This window comes from Cryobacterium aureum, from assembly GCF_002954245.1.
Lineage (GTDB): Bacteria > Actinomycetota > Actinomycetes > Actinomycetales > Microbacteriaceae > Cryobacterium > Cryobacterium aureum.
On sequence record NZ_PPTG01000036.1, the window covers coordinates 18,785 to 32,202 of the forward strand.

General features: G+C 60.8%; 16 protein-coding genes. 7 read left to right on the plus strand and 9 right to left on the minus strand.

Annotated elements, in window-relative coordinates; all coding sequences use genetic code 11:
* Positions 1-17: 17 nt before the first annotated feature.
* The gene (locus CJ028_RS14180; protein WP_240607302.1) at positions 18-299 is read left to right on the plus strand and encodes an ArsR/SmtB family transcription factor; all 282 of its coding nucleotides are present in this window, start codon (positions 18-20) and stop codon (positions 297-299) included.
* A gap of 38 nt (positions 300-337) precedes the next feature.
* On the opposite strand, the gene CJ028_RS14185 is transcribed toward CJ028_RS14180, so the two are convergent.
* Together CJ028_RS14185 and CJ028_RS14190 are read right to left on the minus strand one after the other, a co-directional pair.
* On the minus strand, positions 338-1,000 hold the full coding sequence (locus tag CJ028_RS14185; protein WP_205684055.1) for an arsenate reductase ArsC: 663 nt from the start codon (positions 998-1,000) through the stop codon (positions 338-340).
* A 14-nt stretch (positions 1,001-1,014) separates the two neighbouring features.
* On the minus strand, positions 1,015-1,425 hold the full coding sequence (locus tag CJ028_RS14190; RefSeq protein ID WP_105035883.1) for an arsenate reductase ArsC: 411 nt from the start codon (positions 1,423-1,425) through the stop codon (positions 1,015-1,017).
* A 270-nt stretch (positions 1,426-1,695) separates the two neighbouring features.
* Here CJ028_RS14190 and CJ028_RS14195 point away from each other — a divergent pair, with 270 nt between their 5' ends.
* The 5 genes from CJ028_RS14195 to CJ028_RS14215 all read left to right on the plus strand — a co-directional run bounded on the left by CJ028_RS14195 (position 1,696) and on the right by CJ028_RS14215 (position 6,180).
* On the plus strand, positions 1,696-2,664 hold the full coding sequence (locus tag CJ028_RS14195) for a PstS family phosphate ABC transporter substrate-binding protein (protein WP_205684056.1): 969 nt from the start codon (positions 1,696-1,698) through the stop codon (positions 2,662-2,664).
* Between the two features lie 40 nt (positions 2,665-2,704).
* Positions 2,705-3,658, plus strand: coding sequence for a phosphate ABC transporter permease subunit PstC (gene pstC, locus CJ028_RS14200; RefSeq protein ID WP_105035884.1), 954 nt, complete (start codon positions 2,705-2,707; stop codon positions 3,656-3,658).
* On the plus strand, positions 3,658-4,572 hold the full coding sequence (pstA, locus tag CJ028_RS14205) for a phosphate ABC transporter permease PstA (RefSeq protein WP_105035885.1): 915 nt from the start codon (positions 3,658-3,660) through the stop codon (positions 4,570-4,572). The genes pstC and pstA overlap by 1 nt, the downstream gene beginning before the upstream one ends.
* Before the next feature lie 133 nt (positions 4,573-4,705).
* Positions 4,706-5,479, plus strand: coding sequence for a phosphate ABC transporter ATP-binding protein PstB (pstB, locus tag CJ028_RS14210; protein WP_240607304.1), 774 nt, complete (start codon positions 4,706-4,708; stop codon positions 5,477-5,479).
* A 143-nt stretch (positions 5,480-5,622) separates the two neighbouring features.
* On the plus strand, positions 5,623-6,180 hold the full coding sequence (locus CJ028_RS14215; protein WP_129590502.1) for a winged helix-turn-helix transcriptional regulator: 558 nt from the start codon (positions 5,623-5,625) through the stop codon (positions 6,178-6,180).
* On the opposite strand, the gene CJ028_RS14220 is transcribed toward CJ028_RS14215, so the two are convergent.
* Genes CJ028_RS14220 through CJ028_RS14230 form a run of 3 tightly spaced genes read right to left on the minus strand, consistent with a single transcriptional unit; the run spans position 6,162 to position 7,878 of the window.
* Positions 6,162-7,145, minus strand: coding sequence for an arsenate reductase ArsC (locus tag CJ028_RS14220; RefSeq protein ID WP_338064143.1), 984 nt, complete (start codon positions 7,143-7,145; stop codon positions 6,162-6,164). The two genes, CJ028_RS14215 and CJ028_RS14220, sit on opposite strands and share 19 nt — an antisense overlap.
* Before the next feature lie 3 nt (positions 7,146-7,148).
* The gene (locus CJ028_RS14225) at positions 7,149-7,478 is read right to left on the minus strand and encodes an ArsR/SmtB family transcription factor (RefSeq protein WP_105035888.1); all 330 of its coding nucleotides are present in this window, start codon (positions 7,476-7,478) and stop codon (positions 7,149-7,151) included.
* A 43-nt stretch (positions 7,479-7,521) separates the two neighbouring features.
* Entirely contained in the window at positions 7,522-7,878 is a 357-nt protein-coding gene (locus tag CJ028_RS14230; protein ID WP_240607300.1) for an ArsR/SmtB family transcription factor, read from the minus strand.
* A gap of 105 nt (positions 7,879-7,983) precedes the next feature.
* On the opposite strand from CJ028_RS14230, the gene CJ028_RS14235 reads away from it, so the two are divergent.
* Positions 7,984-9,450: an NAD(P)-binding domain-containing protein gene (locus tag CJ028_RS14235; protein ID WP_439099048.1), complete on the plus strand. Its 1,467-nt coding sequence runs from the start codon at positions 7,984-7,986 to the stop codon at positions 9,448-9,450.
* A gap of 994 nt (positions 9,451-10,444) precedes the next feature.
* Here CJ028_RS14235 and CJ028_RS14240 read toward each other — a convergent pair.
* From CJ028_RS14240 to CJ028_RS14255, 4 genes are all read right to left on the minus strand, one after another.
* On the minus strand, positions 10,445-10,900 hold the full coding sequence (locus tag CJ028_RS14240; RefSeq protein WP_105035891.1) for a hypothetical protein: 456 nt from the start codon (positions 10,898-10,900) through the stop codon (positions 10,445-10,447).
* Positions 10,901-11,177: 277 nt separating this feature from the next.
* Positions 11,178-11,609, minus strand: a complete 432-nt coding sequence (locus CJ028_RS14245) for a hypothetical protein (RefSeq protein ID WP_105035892.1) — start codon at positions 11,607-11,609, stop codon at positions 11,178-11,180.
* 253 nt (positions 11,610-11,862) lie between these two features.
* Positions 11,863-12,258 carry a hypothetical protein gene (locus CJ028_RS14250; protein ID WP_105035893.1) on the minus strand — a complete coding sequence of 132 codons (396 nt, stop codon included), beginning with the start codon at positions 12,256-12,258 and terminating at the stop codon, positions 11,863-11,865.
* 615 nt (positions 12,259-12,873) lie between these two features.
* Positions 12,874-13,191, minus strand: coding sequence for a hypothetical protein (locus CJ028_RS14255; RefSeq protein WP_129590503.1), 318 nt, complete (start codon positions 13,189-13,191; stop codon positions 12,874-12,876).
* Positions 13,192-13,418 lie beyond the last annotated feature (227 nt).

Here is a 13,418-nt window from a genome sequence, read left to right on the forward strand (position 1 = left end):
GATGGATGTCAATTTATATGGAAGACTGTCGGCATGTCGACCACACCCGCACTGATCGGGACCGCAACCCTGGGCACCGCCTCCGGCTGATCTCGCTGATTACGGCCAACGCGGCATCCGAAGCCTGCGTCTGCGACCTAACCGAACCACTCGGACTCAGCCAGGGAACAGTGTCACACCATCTCAAAGTGTTGGTCGACACGGGACTGTTCACCCGCGAGAAGCGGGGTAGGTGGGCGTACTACCGCCTCGTGCCTGGCGCCCTCGACTCAATCGCCCGATCCCTCATCAGCGCCTGAACAATCGTCGCCTCTCCGCGCCATGACTGGCGGCATCGTCATAATGCGACGGCGGAAACTCCTAAACCGGCCAGCAGGGTTCGGATGCGATCGGCGATGTCGTCGCGGATCTGGCGCACCTCATCGATATCGAGCCCGTCGGGATCAGTCAGATCCCAGTCCTGATACTGCTTACCCGGGTAGATCGGGCACGCGTCACCGCAGCCCATCGTCACGACGACGTCGGCTGCTTGCACGACGTCGTCGGTCAACGGCTTGGGAAATTCCTGGCTCATACTCAAGCCCAGCTCTTCCATCACGGCAATGACGGCCGGGTTGAGCTCGTGGGACGGCATCGAACCTGCCGAGCGAACATGAACGGCTCCACCCGACAACGTGGCGGTAAGCACCGCGGCCATCTGCGACCGGCCCGCATTTTGCACGCAGACGAACAAGACTTCGTGGGCCTCATACGGAACGGCACCTTTGGCCTGCGCCAATGCGGTGAGGCGGTCGGCAGCGAAGCGAACAGTACGCGTCGCCAGGTGGGCCTTGACCCTAGAAACCCGAAGAAGCGCAGCGTAGGACTCGAGCACATACCGCTCCACAGTTTCGAGGCTAAAAATACCGGTGAACCGGACGGCGAGGTCGTCAGCCAGGCGCTTGAGATAGTCCTCCGGGTATGCGAGCCCAGGGAGTGCGCGGCGATTCGAAACGTCCACGAGCAGCAGCGAATCTAGACGTGAGCCGGCAGAATCTCGGCGAGAAGCTGTTCGATCCTCGCCTTGATATCGTCCCGAATCGGACGCACGCTCTCGATACCTTGGCCGGCCGGATCGGCCAGTTCCCAGTCCTCGTAGCGCTTACCCGGGAAGATTGGGCAGGCATCGCCGCATCCCATAGTGATCACGACGTCAGAGTCCTTGACGGCCTCAGTGGTGAGAATCTTGGGGACGTTGCCAGCGATATCGATGCCGTCTTCGAGCATCGCTTCAATTGCGACGGGGTTGATCTGGTCTTTGGGCTCGGACCCGGCAGAAAGCACCTCCACCCGCCCCTCGGACAGCGCCGTCAGGTATCCGGCGGCCATTTGCGACCGGCCAGCGTTGTGCACGCAGACAAACAAAACTGTGGGCTTCTCAGCCATGAAAGGTGTCCTTTTCTGCAGGAGGACACACGCGATTACTGCGCGCCTACCTTCCGCTGTTTGATTAATGATTTCAGGCTAGGCGAAATTTTTCTCGCCTACGCGGTAGAACAACGCTAGACCCATAGATATTCGTCTATGGACATGTTCCAGTCGACTACTGTTTACCCTGTGTTCATATAGACAGACTTCTATGGATCGAGTTGGCCGTCGGTTGACAATCACAGTTCACGTTCGGCGCACCATGCCGATAAGGAAAGGACCACGAAAGTGTCCCTGCTTTCATTCAAGACCGTCAGCATCAGCGCGAGCGTTCTTGCAGCAGCACTACTCTTGACCGCCTGTGGCGGCCAGACCGCTAACACGAGTTCCAACCCGGAAGACGGATTGTCCGGTTCGGTCACCATCGACGGTTCCTCCACCGTCGCCCCGCTTAGCGAGGCAGCAGCCGACATGTACCGTGACGTCGAGGCTGGCGTGAACGTCACCGTCGCGACGTCGGGTACCGGTGGCGGTTTCAAGGCATTCTGTGCCGGCGAAACCGACATCTCGGACGCCTCGCGACCGATTAAGGACGAGGAAATCGCTGCTTGTGAGGCCGCGGGCATCGAGTACACCGAGATCGTCATCGCCAATGACGGTCTGTCCGTAGTAGTGAACCCCGAAAACGACTGGGCTTCCTGCCTCACGGTTGAGCAACTGAACAAGATCTGGGCTCCGGAATCCGAAGGAACGGTCACCAACTGGAACCAGGTTGACGCCTCGTTCCCCGATGAGCCGCTCGTGCTCTTCGGCGCCGGCACTGACTCAGGCACCTTCGACTACTTCACCGACGCTATCAACGGCGAAGAAGGTGCCATCCGCGCGGACTACAGCCCCTCCGAGGATGACAACATCACGATCCAGGGTGTTCAGGGCGACACGGGTGCCATGGGCTTCTTTGGCTTGAGCTATGTCGAGGAGAACCCAGACGCAATCACGGCACTCGAGATTGACGGCGGCGAAGGCTGCATCTACCCGACGAAGGAGACCGTGCAGGACAGCTCGTACCAGCCGCTCGGACGTGGGCTGTTCCTCTACGTCAATAACGCGAACTACGGAGACAAGGCGCAATTGCGCTCGTTCGTCGACTTCTACCTCGAGAACTCGGATGCCGTTGCCGAGGCCGCGCTGTACATCCCCCTGACCGCTGATCAGAAGTCCACCGCGACAGCGGAGCTCGCTACTCTCGTCGGCTAGTCACACCCGCACACTGATTCAAGAAGGAGATTGTGCGTTCATGAGCACACTCACCCCCGTCGGCGGTCCGGCTCTTCTGCCGGGCCGCCCCGCGGTGTCCCTGCGGTCCACCCGCCCCCGCCACGGCGAATCGCTCGTACGGTTCCTCCTGCGGGTCGCCGCTATTTTGACCATTGTCATCACCGGCGGCATCCTGATCGCGCTGCTGGTTCCGTCTATCGAATTCTTCCGCACCGTCTCGGTGTTTGACTTTCTCTTCGGCGATCGCTGGGCTCCCCGCTTCGCTGACGCATCGTTCGGCGTATTGCCCCTCGTCACCGCCACCGCCTGGACTTCCGGTATCGCCCTGCTGGTCGCCATCCCGCTCGGGCTGGGCGCCGCCGTGTTCCTGTCCGAGTACGCCAAACCGGGCCTGCGCAAAGTACTCAAGCCCGTCCTGGAAATTCTGGCCGGCATTCCCACCGTTGTGTTCGGTCTCTTCGCCCTGCAATTCGTGCAGGCCACCGTCTTTCGAGGCGTGTTTGACCTCGACACGGGCGCCTTCAGTGTCCTCGCCGCCGGCCTCGTCATGGGCGTCATGATCGTGCCGACGATCGCCTCGATCAGCGAAGACGCCATGTCCGCCGTGCCCCTGAGCATGCGCCAGGGATCAGCAGCGCTCGGCGCGAACCGCATGCAAACCACCGTCCGCGTCGTCTTTCCCGCCGCCCTGTCAGGCATCATCGCCGCGATCGTGCTCGGCGTCTCCCGCGCCGTGGGAGAGACGATGATCGTTGCCATCGCCGCCGGCGGGCAGGCCCGAATCGTGACTGGTCCCCTTGAGCAGGGTCAGACCATGACCGGATTCATCGCCAACGCCGCACTCGGAGATTCCCGAGTGGGATCCCTCGAATACGACACCCTCTTCGCGGTAGGCCTGCTGCTGTTTCTCGTCACCCTCCTGTTCAACTTCATCAGCATCCGCTTCGTGCGCCGTTTCCGGGAGATCTACTGATGACATTCCTCACCACCGGCCTCGGCGCCCACATCCGAAGCGCCAGCATCCGCGGAAAGGTACGCGGCGGCGAACACAGCGCCCGCTCCGTGCTCTTTCTCATCGCACTCTGGCTCTGCTTGTTCGTAGCCTTCGGCGTGCTCCTGACCCTCATCATCACCACCCTCATCGACGGGTCTTCCCGCCTCGACTCCCGCCTCGTCACCGAGTATCCCGCATCCGGTCCCGAACGAGCCGGCCTCCGCCCGGCGATACTCGGCTCCATCTGGGTGATCGGAGTCACCGCCGTGATGACCATCCCGCTCGGTGTGGCCGCCGCCGTGCACCTAGAAGAATTCGCCGATCGCAAAAAATGGTTCAACCGCGCGATCGAACTCAACGTGCAGAACCTGGCCGCCGTCCCCTCTATCGTCTACGGCCTGCTCGCCCTGGGCTTTCTCGCCCTTCTGGGTGTACAAAATAAGAACATCGTCATCGGCGGCGCCTTGGCCCTCGGGCTACTCGTCCTACCCGTGATTATCATCTCCACCCGAGAAGCGCTGCGCGCTGTTCCCCTCGAAATCCGCCAAGGCTCCCTCGCACTCGGCGCGACACCACTGCAAACCGTCTGGCGACAAACGCTACCAGCATCAGTCCCTGGTATTGCCACGGGAGCCATTTTGGGCTTGTCTCGAGCCCTCGGCGAAGCCGCTCCTCTACTCGTGCTGGGCGCGCTGGTCTTCGTCAGCTTCGATCCAAACGGCCTGCTCAGCGGATACACCACCATGCCGATTCAAATATTCAACTGGACGTCACGGCCGCAGGCCGAGTTCCACGAGCTCGCCTCCGCCGGCAGCATTCTGCTGCTGTTGATTCTGCTCGCCATGAACGGACTCGCCATCTTCATCCGCAACCGCTACCAGCAGCGCTGGTAGACAGACAGGACCACCCATGACGACCAACACCCGCGCTGCCAGCTACACCACGGGCAGCGACCAGAAGCGCACAATTCATTTTCCGGACGAGCACGCCCATCGAAGCAAGGGGCTGCCCGCAGTACCCAACGCGATAATCGAGTGCAAAGACGTCAATGTTTACTACAACGCGTTTCGCGCCGTGACCGGCGTTGACCTAGCGTTTGGCTCGAAAGAAATCACGGCACTGATCGGCCCGTCGGGCTGCGGCAAGTCCACCCTGCTCCGTTCACTGAACCGCATGAACGACCTCATCGACGGGGCCCGCGTGGAAGGTTCAGTCACCTTTCAAGGCGAAGACATCTACCACAGGGAAGTCGACGCCATCGAGGTGCGGCGCCGAATCGGGATGGTCTTTCAAAAACCCAACCCGTTCCCCAAATCGATCTACGACAACATCGCCTACGGCCCGCGGGTGATCGGAATGAAGGCGTCCAACATGGACGACCTGGTCGAGGAAGCCCTCACCCGGGCAGCACTTTGGACCGAGGTCAAGGACAAGCTCAAGCAGTCCGCTTTCGGTCTCTCCGGAGGTCAGCAGCAGCGCCTCTGCATCGCCCGCACCATTGCCGTCAAACCCGACGTGATCCTGATGGACGAGCCATGCTCCTCCCTCGACCCCATTGCCACGTCGCGTATTGAAGACCTCATGTATGAGCTGCGCGAGGACTACACGATCATCATCGTCACGCACAACATGCAGCAGGCGGCGCGGGTGGCCGACCGCACCGCGTTCTTCACGGCCCTCGCCAGTGAAGAGACCGGCGACCGCACCGGACTCCTTGTGGAATATGACCTCACCAAGAAGATCTTCGAAAGTCCAGCCGACCAGCGCACGGAAGACTACATCTCGGGTCGATTCGGGTGAGTCTCGTCGTTGAAACCCCGACCTGGCCGCTGCACGTTCTTGTCATCGACTCCCCGACACCGCTGCACCGTGGCAGCGCGGCCGAATTCCGGCGGCGCGGCATCTCGCTCAGCCGATCGGCCGACGGGTGCACCGCCCTGCGCATGCTCGCGCATGAGCCCGATTCGATCGTCGTCGCCCCGACCGACATGACAGACATGCCCGTTCTCGATTTCATCGAAATTGTTTCCGACCTCGCCCATGCGCCCGTCCTGATGGGTTTGACCGCGACCCTGCCCGAAGGGCTCGTCGCAGAAGGCCTAAGCCGCGGCGCGGCCGGCCTGGTCGCGCTCCCCCTCACCCCGTCGCGTCTTTCATCCGCTTTAGGTCCGATGCGGCGCGGTCACGACCACCCGCCCGACCTCGAGTTGACCTGCGGCCGGCTGGTGCTCAACGCGGCAGAACACCGCGTGCTCGTGCGCGGCGTCGAAGTGTTTTTCTCGCCCAAGGAATTCGAAGTCCTGCAGTTTCTCATGCTTGGCTTCCCCAAGCTGGTGTCGCTAGACGAACTCGTTCGTCATTTCGCGGACGGCGACGCTGAATTCGCCATCCGCGTGCGCATCACCGTGTATCGCATCCGCACGAAACTTGCTTTGGCAGCGCCCGGCTTTCCGCCAATCATCGAGACAATTCGCGGGATCGGCTACAGGATCGCCGGTTGAGCGCCTGGTGCCATCTCGGCCAGTAGCGCATGTACACGCTCGCTGATCTCATCACGCATCAGCCGCACCTCCGCTAGGGACTTACCCACGGGATCTTCCAGAACCCAGTCCATGTAACGTCGCCCAGGATAGATCGGGCAAGCATCCCCGCAGCCCATAGTGATGACGTAATCGGCGGCCTGCACGACCTCTTCGGTCAACGGCTTTGGAAACTCGGTCGCCAGAGGAACGCCGATTTCATCGAGGGCTTCGACAACGACCGAGTGCACGGCGGCTGCCGGAACTGATCCCGCCGTGCGCACGTGCACGGCATCACCGGCGAGTTGACGCAGGATGGCGGCCGCCATCTGCGACCGCCCCGCATTCTGCACGCACACGAAGAGCACTTCGGGCGTACCCCGCAACACCAGGCCCTCCGCAGTCGCCAGGGCGCTGAGCCTGTCGGTGGCAAATTTGGCCGTCAATGATGGCAAGAACCGGACGATGTGGGCGCGGTCGGCGAGGAGTGAATAGCTCTCGGTAACGTACCGAGCCACAGTCTCGTGCGAGAACGTTGAGCTGAATCGGTAGGACAGATCGTCAACGATTCGGGAGATCACCGGAGGGACAGCGCGGGGAACGATGGGCGCGCTTACCTCGCTCAGCTCTGTCTCGATTGATCCCGACGATGCCAGCAGACGACCGAAGCGAACCCAGGCATCCGCGGTCAACTGGTGCTGACCGCGAAGGTCCGTTGTCAGCAAGCCCGCAGCGGACAAGTCTGCAATTGCTGTGTTGATCTCATCTTCGGAAAGGACCAGCACGCCTGCCAGCGAGGACGGGGAATGTTGCGGAGCGGGTGTCGCTGCCATCAGGCTGAGCAGCCGGAGCTTGACCGGGTCGGTGAGCGCGCTGATTTGGCGCGCGCGAGCGCGAGCCGCTTCCGGGTCGAGGGGGCGGCCAATCGTGCGGGGAAACTTAGACACGTGTCACCTCAGGAGATCGAGTATGGCGGACTTACGACTGGCGGCGATGGAGTGCCAGACCTGACGCCCTCGCTGGTCTCGCACGAGCAGACCGTCGTCGACCATGATGCGCAGATGATGGGTTATTGTCGGCTGGGTCATTCCCAGCGTTGTCGCCAGATCCCCCACGGTCACCTCGCCCGATTCTGCACCCGCGATCATACTCAGCAGCTGCAGACGGGTGGGGTCCGCCACCGCGCGCAGGGTGCGCGCCAACAGCTCAGCGGCCGTCCGGTCGAGCGGGATGAACGGCTGCGCTGCGTCTGCGTCGTCGTGACGAGCGGAGGAGGGCATGCACTGAGTCTATGGGTGACTTCCGACTCGGACCTGAGGCCGTTCACGTCAACGTTGTGGGGGCGCAGCACGCCTCAACACCGAGCGGGCTGCTGGCGACAACGGTGGCGAGCATGCGCAACGGCGTCGCCAAATTCTCACAGCACAGCGAATACACGTTACTGCGCCCTTGGGGTGTGACGCTGACGAGCAGCTGCTCTCTAAGAGGGGTCAGGTGATGGCTGACGAGCGTCTGACTCATGCCCGACGCCTCCGTCAGCTCCCGCACCGTCTTCGGTCCCTCAGCGAGGAGTAGCACCAAATGCAGCCGATTCGGGTCGGACAGCGCACGCAGTGGTGGCGCCAGAATCTTGGCCTCCTCTGCTGGAGAGCGCAGTTCATCGTCGGTAATCAGTTGCACATCAAGACCTTGCCGCATGGCACCCAGTATGACACACACTCTTTGTTATCAACAGTAAACACTGTTATCGTGTGTCTTGTTTGTTGGATGAGGGAAGGGTTGACCATGATGGATATCACCAAGAACACGACCGCGGGGCTGCCGGTCGTTGTGATCGGTGCCGGGCCGATCGGCCTCGCGGCAGCGGCGCACCTACTGGAACGCGGAATAGAACCGTTGGTGCTCGAAGCCGGAGCGCACGCCGGCGCGGCCATTGCCCCGTGGCAGCACATCTCGCTGTTCTCCCCGTGGGAGTACGACATCGACACAGCATCCCGGCGTCTGCTGGAACAGACCAACTGGACGCAGCCCGCCGCTACGGCGATCCCCACTGGCCGTGACCTCCTCGAGAAATATCTGCGCCCGCTTGCGGCGACCCCGGAGCTGAGCGAGCGCATCCGCTTCTCTGCTGAAGTTGTGGCCGTCACCCGGCAGGGCATGGACAAGACCCGCTCGATTGGTCGGGATGGACGTGCGTATGTCCTCCGAGTGCGCAGCAACGGCATCGAAACGGACATCGCCGCAGCAGCGGTCATCGACGCCTCGGGAACCTGGGGACAATCAAACCCTCTCGGAGCCAACGGCCTCCCCACAGCAGGCGAAACGGATGCCGCAGCATGGCTCAGCGGCCCCCTGCCAGACGTTCTCGGGCTTGATCGAGAGCGCTTCGCCGGCCGACACACGCTCGTCGTCGGAATGGGACACTCCGCAGCCAACACGCTGCTCGCTCTGGTTAAATTGCGCCAGTCCAATCCGACGACGACGATATCCTGGGCCATCCGCGGTCCGTCACCGGAGCGTCTTTACGGCGGCGGCACGGCTGACGAGCTGCCCGCCCGTGGCGCATTGGGCACCCGCGTGCGCAACGCAGTCGCCGCCGGCGAGGTCACGTTGCTGACCAACTTCACAATCGAACGCGTCCGTCCTGCACAAGACGAGACCGGCCAGCTCACGGTCGACGGCAGGACCAACGGGCTCCCGCTCTCGCTCAACGTCGACACCATCGCGGCAGCCACCGGGTTTCGGCCCAACCTCAATATGCTGCGCGAGATCCGCCTCAGCCTTGATCCAGCCCTCGAAGCGCCTGCGCTGCTGGCCCCGCTCATCGACCCTAACTTTCACAGTTGCGGCACCGTCGCACCGCACGGCGCGACTATCCTTGCTCATCCCGACGACGGGTTCTTTATTGTCGGAATGAAGAGCTACGGTCGCGCCCCCACATTTCTCATGGCCACCGGCTACGAACAGGTCCGCTCCATCGCCGCCGAACTCGCCGGAGACCACGCAGCCGCCGAACGGGTTGAACTCACCCTGCCGGAGACCGGAGCGTGCTGCATCGCACCAGGAATCGAGACTTTAGTAACAACGGTTGGGTTCTCCACCGGGCTGGAACACGGCTTCACCGGCGAGATGGCGGTCGAATCGTGCTGTGCAGCCACGGCACTTCCGACATTGATGGGCGCCGCAACGGATGTCAACGAAGGGTGCTGCTCAACGGCACCAGTCCAGCTGGCGATTCCGATTCGCAAATGACTCCCATCTCGTATTCGGCATTTGGGTTCGCGCGCGCACCTTTCGAAGGTTCGGCAATCACCTAACTTGAATTCAACGGTGCCCCTCCAAGGCTCGAGTCGAAAGACTTCCTGGAACAGGAGGGGCCAGTTCACTTAGCTCAGCAGAGGTGAGGCGGTTCTCGCGAAAGGGTCGAATCTGCGCAGGCTCACCCGGGCTGAACCGTGAGAGGGCTCCTACGGTCCGCATCTTTGCTGGTTCCACGACGATGAGTGATTCATCTCCGGTCTAGCTTTTGACCAACTCACCCGCTGCGCGGAGAACGACCGCTGTGGCGATCCTGGATGCAGTGAGAAGCCGCATCAAGTGTTCACCGGCCGCGATCGACACGGACTGGACTCGCCCGAAATCTCCGTGTGATCACGTTACGGCGTGTTTCCTATGTCCAAACCTTTTTAAAAGGTCGCCAAAACAGCAATCAGGGCAAAGAAGAACCCCCTACTCCCCAGTGAGACACTGGGATGTAGGGGGTTTTTCGTGGCGGTACCGGTGGGATTTGAAACCTAATGCGTCCCCAATTAAGCTGCGGGACCGGCCTCCGATCCGCACTATTACGCGGCTTTTCGATCAGTTGGACACCCTTGAAACCGATGTAATTTCGTTCAAATGTTGCCAAAATGTTGCCACGGGTGTCCGTCGCGCCATTAGCGGTCAATGCCTCCCGGCGTTCACGCAGTTCTCGACGGTAGACGCCTCGATCATCGACCACCGAATCGCCTCGGCGGTTCTCGACTAGCGAAAAGGCCGCTTGCGCATTGGCCGTCTTCCAACCCATCGGTTACGAGGCGCCTCGTCAAGGCGCGCTGAGCATCCGGAGATAGAGCTTTCAGGCGCGCTATGGCGATTTCATGCGCCACTTCAGTTCCGAGCCTGCGTTGCTGGCGGTTTGGGAATCCCGTCGCAAGGGTCATGCAAATTGCCAGCGGTCTCATTGGACCAAACGGCGAGCTTGCAATCACGCCAAGCCCGACCTTCGCTTCAACTCGTCCCAGCCGAGGAAGTGCTCTGCGGCGACGTCGGCTACCGCGGCCATGACATGGCTTGCCCATCGAATGGCGTCGGGCCGATCCCAGAAGTCGGCCACCTGCTTCGGCAGTAGTGAACCGCCATGGTGAAAAGTCTTGTTACGAAGCCTTCCGAGCTGCACCCGCAACGGGTCGTCCCAATACGTGGAGAGCTTCTCCGACGGGTACTTGTCCGAGATATCGTGCCAGGTTTCAAACCCCACGAACACGAGCGCTAGCCACAAGCGAAGCGCCATGAAGTCGGTCCCGATTTGGTTGGCCGTCTCCTCCCCGGGGCGAGTGCTCTTCCAGGACTCCTCCACCACCCTCCAGACGAGCGCAGCCATACCTACGGCGTTGGCTAGCGACTCGGCATCCTCATCGGCCACGAAGTTCAGATTCGTCATGCACTCACCGTGCCAGACATCGGCGCTCTTCGCGGCGCGTCCTTCGAGATGACCTCGTGGCCCTTGTGGCTGGTCGGGTCGAACCGCGTTCAGCGGCCGTAACCAAGCGTTGTCTCGTAGCCTCGCCCCAGGAGACAGAACGTAACCCGGCCCGCCGCCCCGATCGCTCACGCATCCGCCACTCGACTATGTTGTGGCTCGATAAGTGCGAGCGGCGGTACTCCATCATTCAGGTGGGCGTAGCGATCAGAATCGCGCGAGAGATAGCTCAGGAGCGCTAACGCTTCAGGCCACGATCGAGAACTGACTGAATCTGTTTTGCTCGGGCATTGAAGCTCTCCGCCCCGTCCATCGGATGCGCGCCATAGTCGGGGAACTCATTTCGTAGCGGGTTCTTATCATCGTCTCGGACATCTAGTCGATGAAAATAGGGCGCTGCCGCGTTGAACGCATCACGAACGGCGTCCTTTCCGCCTTGGTTAATAATGTCTTTTCTGGGATCCCAATCCCCGTACTTCAGTGCTTGCGCTTCAAGGTAGTCCGAGGTCTCGTCTAGAACCCGGATATACAATCGAATAGTGGCGGCGGCTTGATCGTCCGCTTCGCGCTCGAGACGTTCGGCATTCTTCTTGTTTGAATACCACGTAGCGCCGAAGGCCGCTAAAAGCCCGAGAATTATTGGGACTGCGACGTCTGTAATCAACTGCACAGTGACACTGTTAGCGGGAAACCATACCGCACGCTCATTGCAAGTTGAGTGATTCAACCCCGGTATCTGTGCTTCTCATAACCTTAGGGTTCTAGAACGCCGCGCTCGGCACATTGGAAGGTCAGCGGGCATTGGCCAGACCTGTCGTATTCACTGTCCAAAAACGAAAGAGAATCCGCATTGCGGAGCATGAAGCGCGCGTCGTTGAGAGGTCGTCAAAGTCGGGGACCGCGTGTACGTCATCGCAAGCCTGCTATTCGACTATGAGTTCAAGCCGGCGAAGCTCCTTCATTATCTGCCCGTAGTCGAGATTTCCAGCGCCGATCAGGTCCTCATTGGTCGCTTTGTACAGTTTTGAATGGTCGAAGTTGCCGACCTCCGCACTCTCGCCGTAAATTTCGTCGGCACGGTACAGAGTTCCATCCTCGCCCAGCCAGAGCTGGCCCACCTTACTGTGGAAGTCTTTCCAATCATTGCCAAGGCGGTCGACATGTAGGTCGCCGGCCTGGTACCGACGGTCCTTGACGTCGCGAATCAACCAGCCGCGAACATGAGTGCGGCTGTAATCAAACCGCCGCTTGTTGGCAAGAGCGAGTCCTGCGACGTGTTTCGCCTTAGCAACGACGTCTGACTTTGTCGGATCAGACACGAGTACGCACTATCCGTTCTTGGAGGAGCTATTTTTCTCAGCGTTGCGCGCATTGACGCCGTCGCGCGCCTCGTTCCGCCGCTGGGCGTCCGTCTGGGACGTCGGATTGGCTGGAAGCTCTGGGCCCCGGACAATAGGCGCATTTGTCGGCTGCAGGTTTGGGGGAAGGTCAACGGCCATAGGTGTGTCCTCTCGTCGGGATTGCAGCCTAGCGACGCGTGCCTTCTTAAGCGAGGGTATCCAGCGCAATTTGTGCCGCTATTTTCGGGGCATCGTTTGCCCATAGATTAGGCACGTCCCGTCTCTTCCGAAATGACGTCCGGTGAGGGGGTCTTGTTCGACATGTTGGTGTGGAGTCGATCAACTACCCCACAATCTCGCAGTGAGAAGATACCTCGTGCGCCCAGCCGATTGACTTGCACATTATTCAATCCCCTAGCCGCCACATTTCGATGGTCGCTCGTGTTGCGAGCTGCTGCGGATATCTCGGACAGTGAACCCTAATTTTAAGAGGGCTCACTGTCCGAGATATCCGCGGCAGCTCAGATCCCCGCGCGGCAGCAATGTCGGAGAAACCAATGATGCGAGGGAATTCCACACTGGATGTGGCTCTGGTCAACGACCGCCCGGTTCGCCAGTCAGCACCCACCCTTTGACGGAGGAGCTGTCTCTAATCTGACGTGTGGTGTTCTTGGCACCCGTCAGCTCCCCCAAGTATTGGCGAAGCATACCGACGCTGACCGGTGCGCTGCGGCCACCGTCAAAGACCCAGGCCATGTGAGTGAATACGGCACCGCTGAGAGTGTCGTCGTCCGAATCAGATAGTGCTTCGTTGTAGGTGGAAGCAATGACAAGCACGTTTTCTCCGCGTTCGATGTCGTTAATGCTGAACATAAGGTTGCCGGCATCACGGAAGTACGGGACGCCAGACACATCAGTGAAGATACGCGCAGACCGCAATTCGCTCTCCCCCGCTAGCGTCGATAACATCCCTGCCTGACTTTCATCCGCAGGAAAAAACTGCCGGATATCCGGCTCTCCTGACTCTTCCGTGGGTTAGTTTCGTCCGGGAAGCACGGGTTTGTGCCCGCCGAGGCTGAGCATGGCGAGGGCGATGAGCGCGTCCGGTAATTTGAAGCCGAAGGCGATGCGGGTCATGA

Excerpts from the sequence above, each read along its gene's own strand:
- CJ028_RS14180 (WP_240607302.1), top strand. The coding sequence starts at position 18 with ATGGAAGACTGTCGGCATGTCGACCACACCCGCACTGATCGGGACCGC.
- CJ028_RS14190 (WP_105035883.1), bottom strand. The coding sequence starts at position 1,425 with ATGGCTGAGAAGCCCACAGTTTTGTTTGTCTGCGTGCACAACGCTGGC.
- pstC (WP_105035884.1), top strand. The coding sequence starts at position 2,705 with ATGAGCACACTCACCCCCGTCGGCGGTCCGGCTCTTCTGCCGGGCCGC.
- pstA (WP_105035885.1), top strand. The coding sequence starts at position 3,658 with ATGACATTCCTCACCACCGGCCTCGGCGCCCACATCCGAAGCGCCAGC.
- CJ028_RS14215 (WP_129590502.1), top strand. The coding sequence starts at position 5,623 with ATGCTCGCGCATGAGCCCGATTCGATCGTCGTCGCCCCGACCGACATG.
- CJ028_RS14225 (WP_105035888.1), bottom strand. The coding sequence starts at position 7,478 with ATGCCCTCCTCCGCTCGTCACGACGACGCAGACGCAGCGCAGCCGTTC.
- CJ028_RS14235 (WP_439099048.1), top strand. The coding sequence starts at position 7,984 with ATGATGGATATCACCAAGAACACGACCGCGGGGCTGCCGGTCGTTGTG.
- CJ028_RS14240 (WP_105035891.1), bottom strand. The coding sequence starts at position 10,900 with ATGACGAATCTGAACTTCGTGGCCGATGAGGATGCCGAGTCGCTAGCC.